This is a genomic window from Streptomyces sp. NPDC025784 (genome assembly GCF_055558435.1).
In genome coordinates, this window is record NZ_JBVHMN010000020.1 from 1 (window position 1) to 21407 (window position 21407).

General features: G+C 71.4%; 17 protein-coding genes. 11 read left to right on the forward strand and 6 right to left on the reverse strand.

Translation table 11 applies throughout. The features are described 5' to 3' along the window. From ACZ4IF_RS34685 to ACZ4IF_RS34695, 3 genes are all read left to right on the forward strand, one after another. Nucleotides 1-2196, forward strand: a 2196-nt coding sequence (locus ACZ4IF_RS34685; protein WP_467570155.1) for a condensation domain-containing protein, incomplete at its 5' end; no start/stop codon positions are given. Then, a complete protein-coding gene (locus ACZ4IF_RS34690) occupies nt 2193-5147 on the forward strand; it encodes an amino acid adenylation domain-containing protein (protein WP_467570157.1) in 2955 nt (984 codons plus the stop codon). The genes ACZ4IF_RS34685 and ACZ4IF_RS34690, both read left to right, overlap by 4 nt. Nucleotides 5148-5301: 154 nt before the next feature. Then, nucleotides 5302-7107: an AfsR/SARP family transcriptional regulator gene (locus ACZ4IF_RS34695; RefSeq protein ID WP_467570158.1), complete on the forward strand. Its 1806-nt coding sequence runs from the start codon at nt 5302-5304 to the stop codon at nt 7105-7107. 89 nt (nt 7108-7196) lie between these two features. On the opposite strand, the gene ACZ4IF_RS34700 is transcribed toward ACZ4IF_RS34695, so the two are convergent. The 3 genes from ACZ4IF_RS34700 to ACZ4IF_RS34710 form a co-directional block, all read right to left on the reverse strand. Then, nucleotides 7197-7358 (reverse strand): hypothetical protein, encoded by a 162-nt coding sequence (locus ACZ4IF_RS34700; protein ID WP_467570160.1) that lies wholly within the window; start codon nt 7356-7358, stop codon nt 7197-7199. Between the two features lie 368 nt (nt 7359-7726). Continuing rightward, nucleotides 7727-10804 (reverse strand): AfsR/SARP family transcriptional regulator, encoded by a 3078-nt coding sequence (locus ACZ4IF_RS34705; protein WP_467570164.1) that lies wholly within the window; start codon nt 10802-10804, stop codon nt 7727-7729. A 400-nt stretch (nt 10805-11204) separates the two neighbouring features. After that, nucleotides 11205-11591, reverse strand: a complete 387-nt coding sequence (locus ACZ4IF_RS34710) for a VOC family protein (protein WP_359504037.1) — start codon at nt 11589-11591, stop codon at nt 11205-11207. A 70-nt stretch (nt 11592-11661) separates the two neighbouring features. Here ACZ4IF_RS34710 and ACZ4IF_RS34715 point away from each other — a divergent pair, with 70 nt between their 5' ends. After that, a complete protein-coding gene (locus tag ACZ4IF_RS34715; RefSeq protein ID WP_359504035.1) occupies nt 11662-12204 on the forward strand; it encodes a GNAT family N-acetyltransferase in 543 nt (180 codons plus the stop codon). A 108-nt stretch (nt 12205-12312) separates the two neighbouring features. Here the strand turns inward: ACZ4IF_RS34715 and ACZ4IF_RS34720 are convergent, their stop codons facing one another. Then, entirely contained in the window at nt 12313-12996 is a 684-nt protein-coding gene (locus ACZ4IF_RS34720) for a glycerophosphodiester phosphodiesterase (protein WP_467570168.1), read from the reverse strand. 633 nt (nt 12997-13629) lie between these two features. Here ACZ4IF_RS34720 and ACZ4IF_RS34725 point away from each other — a divergent pair. The 6 genes from ACZ4IF_RS34725 (at nt 13630) to ACZ4IF_RS34750 (ending at nt 19347) form a co-directional block, all read left to right on the forward strand. Then, a complete protein-coding gene (locus ACZ4IF_RS34725) occupies nt 13630-14646 on the forward strand; it encodes an alpha/beta hydrolase (RefSeq protein ID WP_467570171.1) in 1017 nt (338 codons plus the stop codon). 81 nt (nt 14647-14727) lie between these two features. Further along, on the forward strand, nt 14728-16125 hold the full coding sequence (locus ACZ4IF_RS34730) for a DUF6421 family protein (protein WP_467570174.1): 1398 nt from the start codon (nt 14728-14730) through the stop codon (nt 16123-16125). Between the two features lie 38 nt (nt 16126-16163). Then, on the forward strand, nt 16164-16916 hold the full coding sequence (locus ACZ4IF_RS34735) for an SDR family oxidoreductase (RefSeq protein ID WP_095932627.1): 753 nt from the start codon (nt 16164-16166) through the stop codon (nt 16914-16916). After that, a complete protein-coding gene (locus ACZ4IF_RS34740) occupies nt 16913-17986 on the forward strand; it encodes a threonine aldolase family protein (protein WP_095932590.1) in 1074 nt (357 codons plus the stop codon). Before ACZ4IF_RS34735 ends, ACZ4IF_RS34740 begins: the two co-directional genes overlap by 4 nt. 82 nt (nt 17987-18068) lie before the next feature. After that, a complete protein-coding gene (locus ACZ4IF_RS34745) occupies nt 18069-18641 on the forward strand; it encodes a transglutaminase domain-containing protein (protein WP_467570181.1) in 573 nt (190 codons plus the stop codon). Between the two features lie 13 nt (nt 18642-18654). Then, nucleotides 18655-19347, forward strand: coding sequence for a B3/B4 domain-containing protein (locus tag ACZ4IF_RS34750; RefSeq protein WP_467570186.1), 693 nt, complete (start codon nt 18655-18657; stop codon nt 19345-19347). A gap of 4 nt (nt 19348-19351) precedes the next feature. Here the strand turns inward: ACZ4IF_RS34750 and ACZ4IF_RS34755 are convergent, their stop codons facing one another. Continuing rightward, the gene (locus tag ACZ4IF_RS34755; protein ID WP_467570189.1) at nt 19352-20080 is read right to left on the reverse strand and encodes a lysophospholipid acyltransferase family protein; all 729 of its coding nucleotides are present in this window, start codon (nt 20078-20080) and stop codon (nt 19352-19354) included. A 186-nt stretch (nt 20081-20266) separates the two neighbouring features. Beyond that, nucleotides 20267-20683 carry a DUF4395 domain-containing protein gene (locus ACZ4IF_RS34760; protein WP_467570191.1) on the reverse strand — a complete coding sequence of 139 codons (417 nt, stop codon included), beginning with the start codon at nt 20681-20683 and terminating at the stop codon, nt 20267-20269. 75 nt (nt 20684-20758) lie between these two features. Here ACZ4IF_RS34760 and ACZ4IF_RS34765 point away from each other — a divergent pair, with 75 nt between their 5' ends. Further along, nucleotides 20759-21172, forward strand: coding sequence for a TlpA family protein disulfide reductase (locus ACZ4IF_RS34765; RefSeq protein WP_467570553.1), 414 nt, complete (start codon nt 20759-20761; stop codon nt 21170-21172). The last annotated feature ends 235 nt before the right edge of the window (nt 21173-21407 follow it).

Genomic DNA, 21407 nt, shown 5'->3' on the forward strand with positions numbered 1-21407 from the left:
AACATGACCATGCGCATTCTGGACGCGCGTCAGGAGCCCGTCCCGGTCGGTGTGGTCGGTGAGTTGTACGTGGGCGGGGCTGGTGTGGCGCGGGGGTATGTGGGTGATCCGGTGCGGACGGCGCTGCGGTTCCTGCCGGATCCGTTCGGTGAGCCGGGTGCGCGGATGTATCGGTCGGGTGATCTGGCGCGGTGGCGGTCGGACGGTGCGGTGGAGTTCCTGGGCCGGATCGACGATCAGGTGAAGGTGCGTGGTTACCGGATCGAACTGGGTGAGATCCGGGCTGCGTTGACGGCTCACGCGGATGTCTCGGACGCGGCCGTGGTCGTGACCGACGACCGACGCCTGATCGCCTACGTCGTCGGCGGAGACCCCGACGCACTGGGGGAGTGGCTGAACGGCACGCTGCCCGAGTACATGATTCCGTCGGCGTTCGTGCGGCTCGATGCGATTCCGTTGACGGCGAACGGCAAGCTGGACCGGCGATCCCTGCCGGACCCGGAGGCGGTCGCCACGGACACCTACGTGGCTCCCCGTAGTGCGACGGAGGAGAGGATCGCCGAGGTCTGGGGTCAGGTCCTGGGTCTGGACAAGGTCGGTGTCGAGGACAACTTCTTCGACCTCGGCGGTCACTCCATCAAGGCGATCGCGCTGGTCGGTGCCCTGCGGGCCGAAGGGTTCGAGGCGGCCGTCAGTGACGTGTTCCGTCACCGGACCGTCGCCGGACTCGCCACCGCGCTCGGCGACGACAGCGGAGCCGGCCCCGGCGGGGCGCACCGGACCGACCGCACGGCGCCGGTGGCCGTGGCCCCGTTCGCGCTGGTCGCCGAGAACGTCAGGGAATCCCTCCCCGACGGCGTCGTCGACGCCTACCCGCTCTCGCAGGTGCAGCTCGGCATGGTCCTGGAGATGCTGGCCGACGACGGTCTGAACAAGTACCACAACACCTCGACGTTCCGGATCAAGGACGGACGGCCCTTCGACGAGGACGCTCTGGCCCGCGCGGCACGGACCGTCGTCGAGCGGCACGAGATGCTGCGCGCCTCCATCGAGCTGGAGGACTTCGAGGTCCCGCTGCAACTGGTCCACGCGACCGCCGACGCTCCCGTTTCGGTGCGGGACCTGCGCGGTGGCTCCGCCGAGGAGTTCGAGGAGGCACGGCGGGACCACATCGTGCGGGAGCGCGGCGACCTGTTCGACCTCGGGCGCGCACCGCTGCTGCGGATCTCCGCGCTCGTCGAGTCGGACGAGGCCTGGCACCTCGGGTTCACGCACTGCCACGCGATCACGGAAGGCTGGAGCCAGCAGTCCCTGCTGATGGAGGTGCTCGGCCTCTACCACGCGTACGCGGCGGGGGAGGAACCCAGCACCCCCGAGCCCGTGCCGGTCCGCTACGCGGACTTCATCGCGGCCGAACTCGCCTCGCTGGACTCCGAGGACGACCGCGCGTACTGGCGGGGCATCGTGCACGAGCACGCGCCGTGGAGCCTGCCCGCGGACTGGGGCACCGGGCCCGGGATCCCCCGGGAGGACTTCAAGCTGTCGGTGGAGTTCCGCGACCTCGAACCGGAGCTGCGGGCCCTCGCGGCGGAGACAGGCACCTCATTCAAGGCGGTGCTGCTCGCCGCGCATCTGAAGGTGCTGAGCACGCTCACGCACGAAGAGGCCTTCCACACCGGCGTCTTGTACAGCGCGCGCCCCGAAGTCCCCGGTGTCGAGCGGGTGTACGGCATGTACTTGAACACGCTGCCGTTCGCCCACCGGCGGGGAGCCCGCACATGGGGCGAACTCGTCCGCCAGGTCTTCGACCGCGAGGCCGAGGTGTACGGGCACCGGCGGCATCCGCTGCCGGCCGTGCAGCGGCTCGCCGGCGGACGCCGGCTGTTCGACGTCATGTTCCGCTACCAGGACTTCCACCAGGTGGACACCGGAACGGTCGACGTGCGGGCAGGAGCCGGGGACAGCTCGAACGAATTCACGCTGTCCCTCGCCAACGTGCCTGGGCGTCTCGTGCTGCGCGCGATCAGCACCGGCCTGAACCGGGCCAACGCCGAACGTCTCGCCGGGATGTACCGGGCCGTGCTGGAAGCCATGGCCGCCGGCCCGGAGGGCGACGCGCAGGCGGCGGTCGTCCCGGAGGCGGAGCGCGCACAGATCCTCCAGGACTGGAACGACACCGAGGTGGAGTGGGAATGAGCAATCCGCGACAAGGGCCGCGCCGCGTGCACGAGGTGTTCGCAAGCGCCGCCGCCGCCCGCCCCGACGCCGTCGCCGTCGAGGCACGGGACGGATCACTGACGTACGGAGAACTCGACCGGCAGGCCAACCGCGTCGCGCACCGGCTGCGCGCGGCGGGCGTCGGCACGGACGCGGTGGTCGGTGTGCTGCTGCGCCGTCGCCGGGGACTCCTGCCCGTGCTGCTCGGCATCTGGAAGGCGGGCGGTTCCCACCTCCCGCTGGACCCGGCGCTGCCCCGCGAACGGCTCATCTACATGCTGCGAGCGGCCGGCGCCCGCCTGGTGGTCACAGAGACGGACCTGCTGGACCGGATCGGCGACGCCTCCACCGGCGTACCCCGTCCGGGCGGGCCGTCCGACGGGCCCGAGGACGGTGTCCCTGCCGCCGACGGCGGAGCGTACGAGGGCGTGCTCCTCGACCTGGAGGCGCCGGGGGAGCGGGAGGGTATCGCCGGCCTGCCGGACACCGCTCCCGACCTCGGCGCGCCGGACGCCCTGCAACTCGGCCTGGCCTACACCCTGTTCACGTCCGGTTCCACCGGGCGGCCCAAGGGTGTGCAGATCGCGCACCGTTCGCTGCTGAACCTGCTGTTCTCGATGCGTGAGCGGTTCGAGGCAGGGCCCGCGCACACCTGGCTCGCCGCCACCTCGCTCTCGTTCGACATCTCGGCAGCCGAGCTGTACCTGCCGCTGGTCACCGGCGGCCGGATCGTGCTGGCCGGCGACGAGGAGACCGGTGACTCCGGGGCGCTGCTGGAACTGATCGACGGCCGGGGCGTCACTCACGTCCAGGCCACCCCCGCAGGGTGGAAGCTGCTGCGGGCGGCGGGCTTCGCGCACCGGCCGGTCACCGCGATCACGACCGGCGAGGCCTGCCCGCCGCCCCTCGCCCGGGAGTTGCACGGACACGTGGACCGCCTCGTCGACCTGTACGGGCCGACCGAGACGACCGTCTGGGCCACCGGCTGGGAGGTCGAAGGCGGCGCGGACACCGTGCCGATCGGCCGCCCGATCCACAACATGCGGGCCTACGTGCTCGACGCGGCCCTGCAACCCGTACCCGTCGGGGTGGTGGGCGAGCTGTACCTGGGCGGTGCCGGTGTGGCGCGCGGCTACGTGGGGCGGCCCGCGCTCACCGCCGAGCGGTTCCTGCCCGAACCGTTCGGCGGCCCACCCGGCTCGCGCATGTACCGGACGGGCGACCTCGCCCGCCACCGTGCGGACGGTCAGCTCGAATACCTGGGCCGCGAGGACCACCAGGTGAAGATCCGGGGCTATCGCATCGAACTCGGTGAGATCGAGGAGCGGTTGCGGCGCCGTGAAGGCGTCCGGGACGTGGTCGTCGTGGTCCGTGAGGACGCCGGCGGCGAGAGGTGGCTGGCCGCGTACGTCGCCGTGGACCGCGCCTCGGGCCCGGACCAGGAGGCGTTGCGGGGCGGCCTCGCGGCGGAACTCCCCGCGTACATGGTGCCCGCGGCCTTCGTCCTCCTCGACGAACTCCCGCTCAGCGCCGCCGGGAAGATCGACCGCAAGGCCCTCCCGGCCCCGGGCCGTTCGGCGCTCGTCGCCGACCGCGCGTACGTGGCCCCACGGACCCCCGTCGAGCGTCTCCTGGCGGACGTCTGCACCGAGGTGCTGGGCGTGCCCGACGTGGGTGTCCGGGACCGGCTGGTGGATCTCGGCGCCGACTCGATGCGGATCGTCCACGTCCTCGCCGCCGCCCGCCGGGCGGGCCTCGCCCTGAGCCTGCGCATGCTCCTGGACAACGGGACGATCGAGGACCTCGCGACCGCGCTCGACGCCGGAGCGTCCGACAGCGCTCCGTCCGCAACGGCGGACGGAGCGCCGAGGGACACCGCCCGGACGACGGCCGCGCGTACGCCCACCACGAGGAGGACGACCATGACGACGACAGCGGACGCCCGTGCCCTCTCCGCGGGCGAGGTCGAGCGGGTCATGGCGGAGCACCGCGTCCCGGGCGCGGCCGTCGCGGTCCTGCGGGACGGCGAGGCCGTGGCCGTCGGCGCCCACGGCGTGCGCTCGACGGAGACCGGCGCTCCCGTGACCCTGCGCACCCGCTTCCAGGCGGGCTCCATCAGCAAGCACGTCACCGCGTACGCCGCCCTGCGGCTCGTCGACCGCGGTGTCCTCGACCTCGACGCGGACCTGGACACCGTGCTCATCGGCCGGACGCTGCCACGGGCGGCCGGCGGCCGGCCCGTCACGCTGCGCCAGTGCCTGTCCAACACCTCGGGTCTTGCCGGGACCAGCGCCACCTGGTGGCGTCCCGACGAGGCGATGCCGAGTCTCACCGGGATCCTGGACGAGGTCCGGGCGGAGCACGAACCGGGCGCGCAGTTCCGCAAGGAGGGCGCCCAGTGGGCGGTCGTGGAACAGGTCCTGGCCGATGTCATGGGACGGGACTTCGACAAGGCGGTCCAGGAGCTGGTGTTCGAACCGCTGGGCATGCGGGACAGTGCCTTCGGGGCGCCCGGGACCCCGGACGCCGCGGCCGGACACGACCAGCACGGACGCGCACTGTCCGGCGGCCACCGGGTACGCCCGGTGCGGGCCGGCAGCGGCCTGTGGTCCACAGCCGCCGACCTGGCCGCCTTCGCGGGGGCGTTGCGCCGCGCGCACCAGGGATTGTCCGACCTGTTGTCCGCACGGCTGGCCGGCGCGATGCTCACAGAGGCGTTCCCCGGCAGCTTCTACGGGTTGGGCACCGTGGTCGACGCGACACCAGGGGAACCCGAGTTCGGGCACGGTGGACAGACCGCCGGCTTCCGTGCGCTCACCTCGGTGCGGCTGCGGTCCGGCACGGGCTGTGTGGTGATGACGAACTCCGACAACGGCAAGGAGGTCCACCGGGCCGTCGCCGCCGCCCTCGGAAGGATCATTTCCGCCTAGCGCAAGGTACCGGCAGGCCAAAGAGGCCGACGGATAACGCAGGAATAACGGTCCTCCATAGTTTCTCCACCGAGCCAAGTTCCGCACATGTCAGAACGGGGGGTGCCGAATGGACTTCCAAGTCCTCGGCCCGGTGGAAGCCCGCAAGGGTGGCGTGAGAATCGCATTGTCCGGATCCAAGGTGCACACGGTCCTCGCGAGCCTGCTGCTCGCACGGGGGCGGGTCGTGTCCGACGAGCGCCTGAGCTCCATGCTGTGGGGGTGGGAGCCGCCCGCCACGGCCGGGGCGCAGATCTACACCTACATGTCGCGCCTGCGCAAACTGCTCGGCGACGACGTCGAGATCGACCGGCGCCCGCCGGGTTACGTCCTGCGGGCGCCGCACAGCACGTTCGACCTGCTGGAGTTCGAGCAGCTGGACCGGGAGGGCCGCGCGGCCCTGGGCCGCGGGCGGCACAGGGAGGCGAGCACCCTGCTGAGCCGGGCGCTCGGACTGTGGCGGGGGGCCGCGCTCGGCAACGTGACCGAGTACCTGGCGGGCGCCGAGCTGGCCCGCCTCGAAGAGCAGCGGCTGCACGCCCTGGAGAGCCGCGTGGAGGCGGACCTGGAGCTCGGGAGGCACGAGCAGCTCACCTCCGAACTCACGGGCCTGGTGGCGGAGTTCCCGCTGCGTGAGAAGCTCCGCGCGCAGCTCATGACGGCCTTCTTCCGCTGCGGCCAGCAGGCCGACGCGCTGCACACGTATCACGAGGGCCGCAAGGTGCTCGACGAGCAGCTGGGCATCGAGCCCGGTGAGGCGCTCGGCGCCACCTACCAGGCCGTCCTGGTCGGCAGCCTCGGTGTCAGGAGCGCGGGCCCGGCCCGGACCGCCGTCGCCGTCTCCTACGGGGACGAGGAGCCGTGCGACCCGTACGAGCCGCGTCCGGTCACCCTGCCGCCGGACATCGAGGACTTCATCGGGCGGGGGGAGGAACTGAACACGCTGTGCGCGCAGTTGGCCGAATCGCGCAAGGGCGGCGGGCCGCGTGCCCTGCTGGTGACCGGCATGGCCGGCGTCGGCAAGACGGCGCTGGCCGTGCGGGCCGCGCACCGCAGCGCCGAGCACTTCCCGGACGGGCAGCTCTTCGCCGAGCTGGCCCACCCGGACGGCCGTCCCAAGAAGCTGGCCGAGGTCCTGACGGTCCTGCTGCGAGCCCTGGGCGCACCGGCCGACGGTCCGGGGCGTGGCGCCGACCTGGACGAGCTGATCCGCCGCTACCGCACCCGGACGGCGCGCAGGCGGCTCCTCGTCGTCCTCGACGGCGCCGTCGACAGCCGGGAGCTCGACCTCCTGCTGCCGGGGTCGGCCGAGGCGGCGGTCCTCATCACCGGCCGGGCGAGGCTGACCCGGGTGGCCCAGGCACGGACCACCGTCCTCACCCCGTTCGGCAGGGACACCTCGTACGAGCTGCTGGCGGCCGGAGTGGGGCGCCGGCGACTGCTTGCCGAGCCGGACGCCACGTACCAGGTGCTCGCGCACTGCGGAGGGCTGCCGCTCGCGGTGCGTATCGCGGGCAGCAGGCTGGCCGCCCGGCCGCACTGGCCGGTCTCCTGGCTCGCCGCCCGACTCGCCGACCCCGACCAGCGACTGCGTGAACTCACCTACGGGGGCCTGGACCTGCGGCGCGTGCTGGTCCCGTCGGTGCGGCAGCTGCCGAGACCGGCGGGGCGGACACTGGTGCGCCTGGCGGGGATCGGCACGGAGCCCTTCCCCGCCGAGCGCGCTGCCCGGTATCTCGCCGAGCCCGAGTCGGCGGCGGAGGAGAGTCTGGAGCACCTGGTGGACGCGGCGCTGCTCGACATCTGCGGTGTCGACCGCCTGGGCCGTCCGCTGTACCGCTTCCACGAGCTGGTACTGCTCTTCGCGCAGCACCTTGCGACCGCACATCGCGAACGGGAACGGTCGGCCGCGGCCCGCTGAAGAAGCGGGTGACGCGGTGACCGGGCCCGGCTCGGACCGGTCCGGCCCCGCGGCGGCGGGGCCGGACCGGTCGCTCTGCGCGGGAGCGTTCAGTGCCAGTCCTCCTCGTCGGGGCCGACGACCACCGTGCCGGCCGATCCAGCACTGGTGGAGACGGCGGCCGCCAGGGAACCCGCCGCGCCGAGCGCGCAGAGCGCGATGATCCAGGCCACCAGGATGTGACCGGCCGTCGTGCTCCGGATGTTCTGCATTGCGACTCCCAGGTCTGCGCCGTAGCGGGTGCGTGAGGGGGCGGCGCCCGGCGCCGCTCCCTTCGTTCGCATTCGAAACTAGGGACCTTCGGCTTCGGACCACTATCGATCCGCCTTCGTCCCGCACACCACGAGGGTCGGCGGCGTAGCGCGGGACCGACGGCGTGCCGCCGGGGACGGCGGCATCGCCCCGGTCCCGGTGGCGCTCCTTTGGTCCTCGTGTCGTACCACCGTGGTCGTCGCCCGCTCCGTCCCGGCGTACTGAGCCATCCGCCGGAGCGTCGTGGCGACACCCGTTCCACCGGCCGCGACACCGTCCCGGCGCGGTGCCGGCCGTCAGGGCATCGTTGTCGCGACCAGCGCCCGGCTCAGCGGCGACGCAGCGAGGTCGCCGCCGCGGCCCGTGCCGTGCTCCCGCGGTCGTGCGCGCCATCGGCCTGGGAAGGCCGCGCCGTGTCCAGCGCAGGTGCCCGCTCCGTGCTCAGCGCTTCGAGGGCCCGGTCGACCCGGTCCAGCCACGGCTTCACATCGATGCGTGCGAAGCACTCGCGGGCCTCCGCGAGATGGCGCAGCGCGCGGGTGCGGTGACCGCACTTCGCGCAGGTCTCGCCCAGCGCCAGCTTGATCTTCCCCTCCACCAGGGGATTGCTGACCTGCGACGCGGCCTCCAGCGCCTGCGTCAGCGTCATCCGGGCCTGCTCCCACCGTCCCGCCCCGAGCCGCGCCTCGCCCAGCGCCAGCAGGCCGTGCGCGAGCCCCAGCGTGTCGGAGTTGTCCTGCACGATCCGCACCATGCGCAGGAGGGCCTCCTCGGCCCGGACGAAACGCTCCTGGGCCAGCAGGACCCGGCCGAGCCGGTGCGTGGCCAGCGCCACGCTGCGCGAGCCGCCCTCCCCGATGGCCTCGGCGACCCGCACGGACTCCCGGCCCAGCTCGGCCGCTTCGTCCACATGGCCACGATCGAGTTCGATCTGCGCCATGTTGTTGAGCACGTGGGCCTCGGACGAGAGATCGCCCACCTCCCGGAAGACCTCCAGGGCCTCGGTGCTGCGCCGCATCGCGCGCGTCAGTTCGCCGCGCATCTCGTCGATCATCGCCATGCTGCGCAGCACGAGTGCGCGCCCGTGCCGCTCCCCGGCCCGCGCATGCAGGGACAGCGCGGCGGCGAAGCAGTCGTCGGCCTCCGGGAACCGCCGCAGGCGCATCTCCAGCGCGCCCAGGATGTGCAGCATCGCGCCCTGCCCCCGGACGTTGCCGGCGGCCCGTGTCGCGGCGAGGGCACGTTCCGCACAGGCCCGCCACTCGTCGGTGTGGTCACGGGTCTCGAACAGCACCACTGTCGACATGGTGAGGTCCCAGGCGAGTTCGTCCATCCCGTGCTCGGCCGCCTGCTCCACCACGGCGGACAGCGCGCGCCGTTCGGCCTCCAGCCATTTCAGCGGCCGGGCGGCGAGATCACGGGCGAGGTCGGCGGGCAGCGGACGGCGCGCGGCGGTGCCGTGGATGATGCTGAAGTCGCCCCCGTAGAAGCGGCGATGGGCCAGCTCCGCCAGGGAGAGCGCGCTGCCGAAGGCCCGTTCGCGGGAGGCCCGCCGCTCCTCGTCCGGCTCCTCCCGGTGGGCGCGCTCATGGGCGTACAGGCGCAGCAGGTTCTGGAACCGGTAGCGGGGGCCTCCGGTGGCGTCCGCGGCGGTCACGTCCAGGAACTGCGCGTCGACGAGCTGTTCCAGGAGCCGTTCCGCGGTCACGGGATCCGTGTCGAGCACCGCGGCACCGAGCCAGGGAGCGAAGTCCGGCACCTCCAGCAGTCCGAGGAGCCGGTAGAGCCGTGCCGCCTCGTCGCTCAGGTACCGGTAGCTCACCGCGAAGCCCGCTCTGACCTGTGACTCGCCCTCGCTCAACTCGTCGAGGCGGCGGCGCTCGTCGGTGAGCAGCGCCTCCAGCCGCGCCACCGTCCAGTGCGGTTTGGCGGCGAGTCGTGCCCCGGCGATCCGGAGGGCCAGCGGCAGCCGGTCGCACAGCTCGGCGACCCGGGCGACGGAGGCGGGATCGTCGGCGACGCGCCGTTCCCCGACGATGCGGCCGAGCAGTTCCACGGCCTCGGGTCCGGTGAGCCGGCCCAGCTGCACCCGGCACTGCGGCGGCCAGGCGACCAGCTCGGCGAGCTGTTCCCGGCTGGTGATCAGCACACAGCAGCCCGGACTGCTCGGCAGCAGCGGAACGATGTGCGGGTAGGAGTGGACGTTGTCGAGCACCACGAGCACCCGCCGCTCGGCGAGGATGCTGCGGTAGAGCGAGGCCCGCTCCTCCAGCCCCACCGGGATGCGGTCGCCGGGGACGCCGAGCGACCGCAGGAACCGGCCGAGGATCTCACCCACCGGGGCGGGCTCGTGGTGCTCGTCGTAACCGCGCAGGTCGGCGAAGAGGTGGCCGTCGGGGAAGCACTCGGAGACGCTGTGCGCCCAGTGCACGGCGAGGCAGGTCTTGCCGAGGCCGCCGACCCCCGTGACGAGGCCCGCCGTCGGACCGCGGACCTCCTCCGTACGCTCCAGCAGGGCGTCCAGCAGAGCCATCTCCCGCACCCGTCCGGTGAACCCCGGTACGTCCGGGGGCAGTTCGAAGGGTTTGCCCACCGGATCGCGAGGCTCTTCGGGCTCCGTCGAGGCGGGCTCCCGCTCGCCGGCGGCCGGCTGCACCTCGTCGTGCAGGATCGCGTCGTGCAGCTCGCGCAGCGCCGGGCCCGGTTCCAGACCGAGCTCGTTGATGAACAGCCGGCGCCCCAGCCGGAACGTCTCCATCGCCTCGGCGCGACGGCCGGAACGGTACTGCGCGGTGATCAGATGGTGCCGGGTGCGCTCGCGCATGGGGTGCGCGCGCACCGTGGCGGCCAGTTCCGGGATGATTCTCTGGTGGTTACCGAGCTCCAGTTCGACTCCGATGGCGTCGTCGTAGGTGTTGAGCCGTAACTCCTCCAGGCGGCGTGCCTCGTCCTCCACGGCCGCGCCGGTCACGCCCGCCAGTGCGGGGCCGTGCCACAGGCGAAGTGCCTCGGCGTAGTGCTCGGCGGCGTCGGACAGCCGCTTCTGCCGGGCGGCGTGCTCCGCGCCGGAGACCAGCGCGGAGAATTCGAGGCTGTCGAGTTGATGCTCGCTCGCCCGCAGGAGATATCCAGGGTGAGCCGTGACGATGACTTCCTCGGAGAATCCAGCTTTCCTGAATGATTTGCGCAAGGCGGCAATGCAAATCGATACCTGGGTGCGTGCCGTCGCGGGCGGCTGGTCGCCCCAGACGGCGTCGACCAGCCTGTCGACCGATACGGTCCTCTCCGGATTGAGCAACAACAGCGCCAGAATGGTCCGGTGGCGCGGCCCGCCCACCTTCACCTGTCCGTCGTCCGCGAGCACGCTCAGCGGACCGAGAATCTTGAAGCGCAACCGCTTCTCCACTTGCCCTCCCCTGCTCCGAAGTCCCTGCCGGAGCTCGCGGGTGCCCCGTGACGGGCCATGGTTGATCCATTCTATGCATCGGCCGATGTGGAATTGTTAATTCCAGCGGAAGGGCTGGATTTGGTTGTTTCTGAATACGTGTCAGTAGGTTTGATGTTGAGTAAAGGGTGTTGTTTGCGGATCAATAATTGCGGCGAAAGTGAATTCCTGAACAAGTCTCAGCTTTCCCTGAACGGAGTTCAATTCCCACGACGACGCCCGTCGACCGGTCCCGTCACCCGTCGTTCCGACCCGCCCTCCGTCGGCTCCGCGCCCTCACGGCCCCTCGGCGGCGCCCGCCCGAGCCGGCAGGGGTCGGGTCGGGCGGACGGCGCCGGGCGCCGGGAACCTCGTACGGCGCTCAGGGCCGGTAGCGCAGCGGATGGTCCCCGGGGACCTCCACGACCACGATCTCCGTGCCGTCCGGGTCCGCGATCCACATCTCGATCAGCCCCCACGGCTCCCGGACCGGCGGGCGCACCACCTCGACCCCGGCCGCGGTGAGCTCCTCGTGCGCCGCCGCCACGTCCGCGACCTGGAGCCACAGCTTGAGCGCGGGGGACGGCGGGGTCTCGGAGCGCCCGGCGACCTCCAGGAAGCCGCCGCCGAGGAAGTAGACGGTGCCGCGCTCGGGGCCCGTGCCGAATTCCCGGTAGACGTCCAGCCCCAGCTGCTCGCCGTAGAACGTGCGGGAGCGCTCCGGGTCGGTGGGGCGCAGGAGGGTTCGGCTGCTCAGTACGTGCACCATGCAGCAGGAGCGTAGGGGAGGGTTAGGCTCATCGGTGCCTCAGCCGCGCCACCGAACGGGGATACGTTCCATGGACACCGCCGCCTCCACCGGACTCACCTTCCGCGACGCCACCGACGGTGACGTGGACGCCCTGGTCGCGCTGATCGAGTCGGCGTACCGCGGGGAGTCCAGCCGGGGTGGCTGGACGACGGAGGCGGACATCCTCCAAGGTCAGCGGACCGACCCCGAGGGCGTGCTCGCGGTCGTCAAGGCGCCCGACAGCCGGCTGCTGACGGTGGAGCGGGACGGCGCGATCGTCGCCTGCTGCCAGCTCGAACACCGCGGTGACCACGCCTACTTCGGCATGTTCGCGGTCAGCCCCGGGCTCCAGGGCGGCGGCCTCGGCAAGGTGATCATCGCCGAGGCGGAGCGGACCGCGCGCGAGACCTGGGGGATCACCGAGATGCACATGACGGTGATCTCGGTGCGCGAGGACCTCATCGCCTGGTACGAGCGGCGCGGCTACCGCCGTACGGGGAGGATGACGCCCTTCCCGTACGGCGACGAGCGCTTCGGCATCCCGCAGCGCGACGACCTCCAGTTCGAGCTGCTGGTCAAGCCGCTCGTCTGACCCGGGCCGTGCCGCGGGACGCGCGGACGGCCGGGCCGCGGCCGTCGGGTCGGAGTCCTCAGGCCCGGCCGTGACGGCACGGCCGGGCCGTGGGCCGCGCGGCGGCCGTCACGCGGTGAAGCGGCCGGTGCGCTTGATCTCGGGGTAGTCGGTGGTCGCGCCGTCCAGTTCCAGCGCGCGCACCAGTCGCAGATGCTCCTGGGTGTTCACGACCCATCCGATGATCCGCAGGTCGGCCTTGCGGGCGTGCTCGACGACCTCCAGCGTCAGCCTGCGGATGTTCAGGCACACGGTCGCGGCGCCGACGGCCGTGGCCCGCTCCACGACGTCGATGCCGTAACGGCTCGCGATGAGGGCGGTCCGCACGCCGGGCACGAGCCGGGCGATCTCGGCGATCGCCTCGTCGTGGAACGACGACACCTCGACCCGTCCGACCAGGTCGCGCCGGTGCATGACCTCGGCAAGCGCCCTGGCCGCCGCCACGTCCTTGATCTCGGCCTGCAGCGGTGTGCCGACCGCGTCCAGGACCTCCTCGAAGACGGGGACGCGCTCCCCGCGCCCCGCGTCGAGGGCGCGCAGCTCATCGAGGGTCATCTCGACGATCGGCCCCGAGCCGTCGGTCGTACGGTCCACTTCGGCGTCGTGCATGACGACGAGAGCGCCGTCCTTGCTCAGATGCAGATCGAGTTCGATCAGGTCGAGGCCCGCTTGCTGGGCGGCGACGAAGGAACGGAGAGTGTTCTCGGGTTCGACACCCATCACTCCACGATGACCGATGGTGAGGAAGTTCAAGATTCGACTCGCTTCCGTCGACGGCGGCTCGGCTCGCGCGTGGTGGCGACGGGGCCGCCCACGCGACTCCGCAGCCTAATGGTCCCGCCGCCCCGTGTACCCGTTCGTACACGGGGCAATGGGGGTGGTCGGCAGGGGTGCGGCCTCTTTCCGCCCGATCGGGTCACTCGCGGGTGGGCGAGTCCTCCATTGGTTGACCGGGGCGTCTTGCGGTCCGAAGGCCTGACGACTAGTCATGTTCACTGCTGACGGAAGCCGTGGGACCGCGCCGTCCGTACGGTCCGTGCCAGTGGCCGGAGCCGTGCAGACCGTGCAGACCGATGACACTCCGCGACCGTCCTCGACCGTCCGTGAACACCGGCGGACATCCGTGGGCGCGTGCCGGTGGACGGCGGTGCGTACGGCAAGTTCCCTCGACCGCCCCGATCTTGACCGCCCGGAACCCGACCGCCCGGAACCTGCTCGCCCGGAACCTGCTCGCCCGGAACCCGACCGCCCGGAACCTGCTCGCCCGGAACCCGACCGCCCGGAACCTGCTCGCCCGGAACCTGCTCGCCCGGAACCCGACCGCCCGGAACCTGCTCGCCCAGAGCCCGACCGGCCCGGGCCCGACCGCCCCGAAGTGGAGCCGTGATGCCCACCGAACCCGCGCCCGACGTCCTCGTCCTCCTCGACGCCATCAGGCTCCATTTCCCGGACCTCGGTGGTGCCGTCACGGATGCGGCCGAGGCCCGCCGTCTTCTCGCCGCCGCGCCCGCCTGGCCGTTCGAGCCGCCGGCCGTGGGCTCGGTCGAGGACCGCGCGATACCGGGACCGCAGGGCGCCCCGGACATCCCGGTACGGATCTACCTGCCACCGTCTCGTCGGCCCGCCCCGGCGGCGGACCGGGCCCGGCCACCGGCGCCCCGCCCCACCGTCGTCTTCCTGCACGGCGGGGGCTGGGTCATCGGAGGCCTGGACTCCCACGACCCCGTCGCACGGGCCCTGTGCCGGGACGCCGACGCGGCCGTCATGTCGGTCGACTACCGGCTCGCGCCCGAGGCGCGCTTCCCGACCGCCGTGGACGACGTGTACGCCGCGCTGTGCTGGGCCGCGCGGCACGTCGGCGAACTGGGCGGCGACCCGGGCGCGCTGGTCGTCGCGGGCGACAGCGCGGGCGGGAACCTGGCGGCCGTCGCCGCGCTCGTCGCCCGTGACCGGAGCGGCCCCGCACTGGCGCTCCAGGTGCTCGTCTATCCGGCGACCGACGTCCGGCCGCGCACGGAGCTGCCGGGCCGGGGCGGCCTGGGCTACTTCCTCACGCCGGCCCACGGCCGCTGGTTCGCCGAGCAGTACTTCGGGGCCGACGGCGACCGGGCGCACCCGCACGCCTCGCCCCTGGTGGCCGACCTGCACGGCCTGCCTCCCGCCCACGTGGTCACGGCGGGCTTCGACCTCCTCCACGACGAGGGCCGTGCGTACGCCGCGAAACTGCGGGCATCCGGTGTGCGGGTGACGGAGAGCGTGCACCCGGGCATGTTCCACGGGTTCTTCGGCTTCCCCGAGCTCCTCGAGGACGCCCGGACCGCCCAGCGCCGCGTAGCGGAAGTAATCGCCCACACGGTGTCCGGCAGGAAAAAGAACGGTGATGATGGGGGTTGCGCAGGATAATCTCCCGAGTCTCCTCTTGCGGGAAGGAACCTCGCTTACATACGGTGTCCATACGCGAGGTTCTCCCGTGGAAGGTGGGACATGACGGAAATTCTTGTGCAGGTGGGTACGGAGGAGCGGGTTCCTCCCGTGGGCAGGGTGGTGGAGCACCCGGCATGGCCCGTGCTCAAGGATGCCGTGGAGGAGATCCGTCCCTGGCAGTCCAAGGACGGCTCCATAGACCTCGACGCCGAGGGCGCCCCGGAGGCGGCTCAGGTGGAGGCGACCGTGCGCCGTGCCACGGAGGCCATCGAGCAGCTCGCCCCGCTGCTGCCGCACGACGTCGCGTACCACGAGGCCCTCGTGAAGGACCTCCGGCGCTGGGCCGACGGCGGCTTTCAGGTGCCGGACTTCCTCGACTCGCTGCTGGCCTTCCAGCCCGCCGCGAGCCGCGAGGACGGCCTTCAGCACCTCGTCGTCTTCCCGATGTACACCCAGAACGGCAACCCGGACCGCAACTTCGAAGCGGTCGTCCTGCGCATGGTGTGGCCCGACTGGCTGGCCGAACTGGAGCGCACGCGCTACGACAATCCGCTGTTCTGCGGTATCACTTTCGAGGACTTCACCGCGGGTTACGACACCAATTCGGCCGTTCTCTTCCCGGAGACCATCGCGGTGCGCGAGGCGCCCGAGCGCTTCACCTGGGGCGGCATCTTCTGCGACCGCGAAGCCGCCCGCTTTCGCGCCGTCACCGACGCGGCCGTGGACATCCTGGGCCTGGAGCTGCCCGAGGACATCGCGGCCATGGTCCACGACCAGGAGCGTTGCGAGCAGGCCTTCGTGCTGTGGGACATGGTCCACGACCGCACCCACAGCCGCGGCGACCTGCCCTTCGACCCGTTCATGATCAAGCAGCGCCAGCCGTTCTGGATGTACGGCCTGGAGGAGCTGCGCTGTGACCTCACCGCCTTCAAGGAGGCCGTGAAGCTGGAGGCCGAGGGCAACGCGCACGGCCGCGACGTGCAGTACGCCGTGCTCTTCGACCGGATGTTCCGCTTCCCGGTCTCCGGCGACCGCGTCCGCAACTACGACGGCCTCGGCGGCCAGCTGCTCTTCGCCTACCTGCACAAGCACGACGTCGTCCGCTGGACCGACAACAAGCTGCACATCGACTGGCAGCGTGCCCCGCAGGTCACCAACCAGCTGTGCGCCGAGATCGAGGAGCTGTACCGGGCCGGCATCGACCGCCCGAAGCTCGTCCACTGGTTCAAGGCCTACGAGCTGGTCTCCACCTACCTCGCCCCGCACCCCGGCTCCCGCTGGGCCAAGGGCCCCGACGCGCTGGACCTCTCCCAGCCCCCGCGCAAGCTCGTGGACGACGTGCTTCCGGACGAGTTTCCGCTGAGCATGTTCTATGAGGCACTGTCCAAGAAGCTCAAGAACGTGATCGCCGCCACCAAGGGCATCACCGCGGACGGCGCCGAGCGGGTCGCCGCGTGAGCGACCGCGCCGGGAACATCGCTCACCAGGAGGCGAAGATGGGGAACGGGAACGGGGCACTGAGCGGTGCGGTGATCGCGGTGGCCGGTGCGGGCGGACCCGCCGGCCGGGCGGCGCTGCTGCGGCTCGCCGAGGAAGGCGCGACGGTCGTCGGGGCGGACAACGACCCGGAGCGTCTCGCCGAGGCCGTGGACGCGGCCCGCTACGCGTCGGGCGGCGCCACCGTCACCGGAGAGCCGGTCGACCTGCTCGACCTGCAGTCCACCCGTGACTGGGCCACGCACATCGAGAAGGAGTTCGGGCGCGTCGACGGGCTCGTGCACCTGGTGGGCGGCTGGCGCGGCAGTGAGACCTTCACCAAGACGAGCCTCGACGACTGGGACTTCCTGGAGCTGCTGCTCGTCCGTACCGTGCAGCACACCTCGCTGGCCTTCCACGAGGCGCTCCAGCGCAGCGACCGCGGCCGCTACGTCCTGATCAGCGCCGCCGGCGCCAGCAACCCCAGCGCGGGCAACGCGGCCTACGCCGCCGCGAAGGCCGCGGCCGAGGCGTGGACGCTGGCCATGGGTGACTTCTTCCGCAAGGCCGGGGGCGCCGAGGGGCCGACGTCCGCGGCTGCGATCCTGGTGGTCAAGGCGTTGGTGCACGACGCGATGCGCGCCGAGCGTCCCAACGCGAAGTTCGCGGGCTTCACGGACGTCAAGGACCTGGCCGATGCCATCGCCGGGGTCTGGAGCAAGCCCGCCGCCGAAGTGAACGGAAAGCGTCTGTGGCTGACCGAGAAGCCGTGAACCCTCCCAGGACCGATGCGCGTCGTCACCACGACCCGGAGGTCCGCGGTTTCGCCAGTGACAACTACGCCGGGGCCCACCCGGAGGTGATGGCCGCCCTCGCCGTGGCCAACGGCGGCCACCAGGTCGCCTACGGCGAGGACGACTACACCGAGAACCTCCAGCGGATCGTCCGCAGCCACTTCGGGGCGACCGCGGAGGCCTTCCCGGTCTTCAACGGCACCGGCGCGAACGTGGTCGCGCTCCAGGCGGTCACCGACCGCTGGGGCGCGGTGATCTGCGCGGAGAGCGCGCACATCAACGTCGACGAGGGCGGCGCCCCCGAGCGCATGGGCGGCCTCAAGCTGCTCACCGTGCCCACGCCCGACGGCAAGCTCACCCCGGAACTGATCGACAAGCAGGCCTGGGGCTGGGAGGACGAGCACCGTGCCATGCCGCAGGTGGTGGCGATCACCCAGAGCACCGAGCTGGGCACGCTCTACACGCCCGACGAGATCCGGGCGATCTGCGACCACGCGCACGCCCGTGGCATGAAGGTGCACCTGGACGGGTCCCGGATAGCCAACGCGGCCGCCGCCCTGGACGTCCCGATGCGGACGTTCACCAACGCGGTCGGCGTCGACATCCTGTCGCTGGGCGGCACGAAGAACGGTGCGCTGTTCGGCGAGGCCGTCGTCGTCCTGAACCAGGATGCCGTCAGCCACATGAAGCACCTGCGCAAGCTGTCCATGCAGCTCGCCTCCAAGATGCGCTTCGTCTCCGTCCAGCTGGAGGCGCTGCTCGCCAAGGACCTGTGGCTGCGCAACGCCCGTCACGCGAACGAGATGGCACAGCGCCTGGCCGAGGGCGTGCGCGCGGTGCACGGCGTGGAGATCCTCTACCCGGTGCAGGCCAACGCGGTCTTCGCGCGTCTGCCGCACGAGGTCAGCGAGCGGCTCCAGAAGCGCTTCCGCTTCTACTTCTGGGACGAGGCGGCGGGGGACGTCCGCTGGATGTGTGCCTTCGACACGACCGAGGAGGACGTCGACCGGTTCGTGGCCGCCCTCAAGGAGGAGATGGCCCACCGGTAGGCAGCCTCCGAGTGTGCATAGATATGCGGTCATCCGAAAAGTCATTGACTCCCGGGTGGCCGCATTCCTATGCTCTGCGCGCATGGAGCTGATCCAGAACACCACAGATCTTTCCGCCTACTTGGCGGCCGACGATGTGATCGACCACCATCATCCGAAGGTGCGCGAGACGGCCGCGCAACTCGCCAAGAGTGCCGCCGATTCGTATGACTATGCGCGATCGGCCTTCGAGTTCGTGCGCGACACCATTCCGCACTCGTACGACTCGGGCGATCTGCGGGTCACCTGGCGCGCCTCCGACGTCCTGGAGCGGCGCACCGGCATCTGCTTCGCCAAGGCTCACGCCCTGGCCGCACTGCTGCGGGCCGAGGACATCCCGACCGGGTTCTGCTACCAGCGGTTCGAGGAGGTGCACGGGCTCGTCGCCGTCCGGTTCGACGGAGCGTGGCACCGGCAGGACCCCCGGGGGAACAAGCCCGGTGTCGACGCCCAATTCTCCCTGAACGGTGAGCGGCTTGCCTTCACACCCGACCCCGAGTCCAATGAGTTGGACTATCCGGTGTTGTACGCTGAACCTCACCCGGTCGTGCTCGACGTCCTGAAGGCCGCACCCGACCGGCCGACCCTGTGGAAGACACTCCCCACCGCACTCTGAGGCAAGGCAGACGATGACTCCCACGCTCACCGTGTCCGACGAGGTGCGCGCCCTCGCGCCCGGCTTCACGCATGTCGCCGTCGAGGCCCACGGACTGGTCAACGGGCCGAGCACCGAGGCGACTTCGGCGCTACTCGACGACGCGGGCCGGCGGCTGGCCCGGCGGCTGGACGGCCGGTCCCCGCACGAGGACCCGCACATGGCGGCCTGGCGCGAGGTCTACACGGCGTTCGGCTCCAAGCCCTCCCGCACCCGCAACTCGGCGGAGGCGCTGGCGCGGCGCGCACTCGCCGACTCCGGTCTGCCCCGGATCAACGTGCTGGTGGACCTCTACAACGCCGTCAGCGTCGCCCGTCTGATTCCGGTCGGCGGCGAGGACACCGACCGCATCCGGGGCGCGATGCGGCTCGTACGCGCCACGGGCGACGAGGACTTCGTCACCGTCGTGGGCGGCGCGGAGGTCGTCGAACACCCCGACGCCGGTGAGGTGGTGTGGTGCGACGACGAGGGCGTGACCTGCCGCCGGTGGAACTGGCGGCAGGGGCCGCGCACCAGGCTCACCGAGGAGTCCGTCTCCGCGCTCTTCCTGCTGGAGAGCCTCGCGCCGATGCCGGTCGCCGACGTCGAGAGCGCCGGAGCCGAACTCGCCGAGCTCCTGGAGAAGTTCAGCCCCGGGGCGCGCATCACCGTGCACGCCCCGGAGTGACGATTCAGCGTGCCTCGGCCGCGCGCACCTGCTCGGGGGTCGGTGCCGTGCCGCCGAGGTGGGCGGGCATCCACCAGGTGTCGTCCGCGCCCTTGGGCCGTACGGGATAGGCGCGCTGGCCGGCCTCCAGGAGTTCCTGGACGCGCTCGCGCAGCCGCCGCGTGATGGCCCCCGCGTACTGGTCCTTGGGGGCCTCCACCGCTTCGCCGACCCGGATCGTGACCGGGGTGTGGCTGCGCTTGAAGTTGCGCGGGTGGCCCTTGGTCCACAGGCGCTGAGTGCCCCACAGGGCCATCGGGATCAGCGGGACGCCGGCCTCCTGGGCCATGCGCGCGGCACCCGACTTGAAGCTCTTCAGCGTGAAGGACTGCGAGATGGTCGCCTCGGGGAAGACGCCGACGATCTCGCCGGAGCGCAGTGACTCCAGCGCGTGCTGATACGCCGTCTCGCCCTGCTTGCGATCCACCGGGATGTGTTTCATCCCGCGCATCAGCGGGCCGGAGATCCTGTGCCGGAAGACGGACTCCTTCGCCATGAAACGCACCAGACGCTTCTGCGGCAACGCGGCCAGGCCGTCGAAGATGAAGTCGAGATAGCTGATGTGATTGCTCACCAGCACGGCGCCGCCCGAGCGCGGAATGTTCTCCGATCCCTTGCAGTCGATCTTGAGATCCCAGACCTTGAACATCGTTTTGGCGAGACCGACGACGGGACGGTAGACAAGCTCTGCCATGGAGGCGGTGGACCCTTCTCTCTGCCAGGGAAGGGGTTCTCCCGGCGGGAAGTTACGCAGCCGTAGGTTTACGGCATTGCGCAGATCGTGCCCGAAGAACGGGCGAGGGGCCAGTCCTGGTGCCGGAAGGCGGCGAGATTCTCGTCACGTCCATCGTCAGTTCCACCTCGGACTTTTAACTCGCCTTTACTCTGCGCGTGCCGTGACCCGCCGTATGACCAGGTACATCTCGCACCCCAAGCAGTACCCGAATGCGGCATTGAGGAAGGCGGCCGCGAGCGCGCAGCCGGTCGCCGCCTGCCCCAGCCACTCCGGTCCGATCGCGTAGCCGGCGAGTCCGACGACCGCGAAGAAGAGCCCCACCGCCTGTGCGAACCGCGGCGGTTCGGGCGCCTCGAAGTCCGTCGGCGGCCCGAGCCTGGGGCGCACGGCGCGCCGGAACAGCAGGCCGTACGGAGAGCGGCCCACGCCGCCCGCCGCCCCGAGCGCGAACGCCAGCGTCTGCCAGGCCAGCAGCCAGGCGCTCCCGGTGATCAGTACCACCGCCAGAACGGCGGCCGTCACGGCCGCGCCGAACCGCGGTCCCCTCGCATCGATGTCCATGAATCAAGCATTCCGCACCGGAGGCGATCCGAGGGGCCGGGAATCTTTGCGGTCTCGTGAATGCTTGTGCAGACGATGACCGGACTTGTGGTGTGCGTGGTGGTGCTCGCGGTGGCGAGCGCCTACGGAGTGCTGCATCGGCGGCGGAGCGGGAGGGTGAGGGTGCGCGGGCGCGACGGCGGAAAGAGGCTCGGCGCGGCGGAGTTGGGGGAGGGGCTCGGTGAACGGGCCACACTCGTCCAGTTCTCGAGCGCCTTCTGCGCCCCCTGCCGGGCGACCCGCAGAGTCCTCGGCGAGGTCGCGCACATGGTCCCGGGCGTGACGCACGTCGAGATCGACGCCGAGGACCACCTGGACCTCGTGCGCGAGCTCGACATCCTCAAGACCCCCACCGTGCTGGTGCTCGACGCGCAGGGGCGGATCGTCCGACGGGCCACCGGCCAGCCGCGCAAAGCCGATGTGATCGCCGCACTGGGGGAGGCCGTCTGAGGCCGTGACGATCATGGTGACGCATCTCCCAGATGACGGGACGCACTTGACTGCACGCACCACCTATCGTCAGCCTGACCGTATGCCCCCGGAACTCCTTCTCTTCGAGCGCGTCCACGTGGACCTGGCCCGCACCGCGAGTGCGCGCTGTCCGGACTGTTGAGCAGTCACGGCCCCGCCCCTCACTCCCGGCTTCACGCGAGCGGGGGGACTCCCACGTCACTCCCGCAGAAGG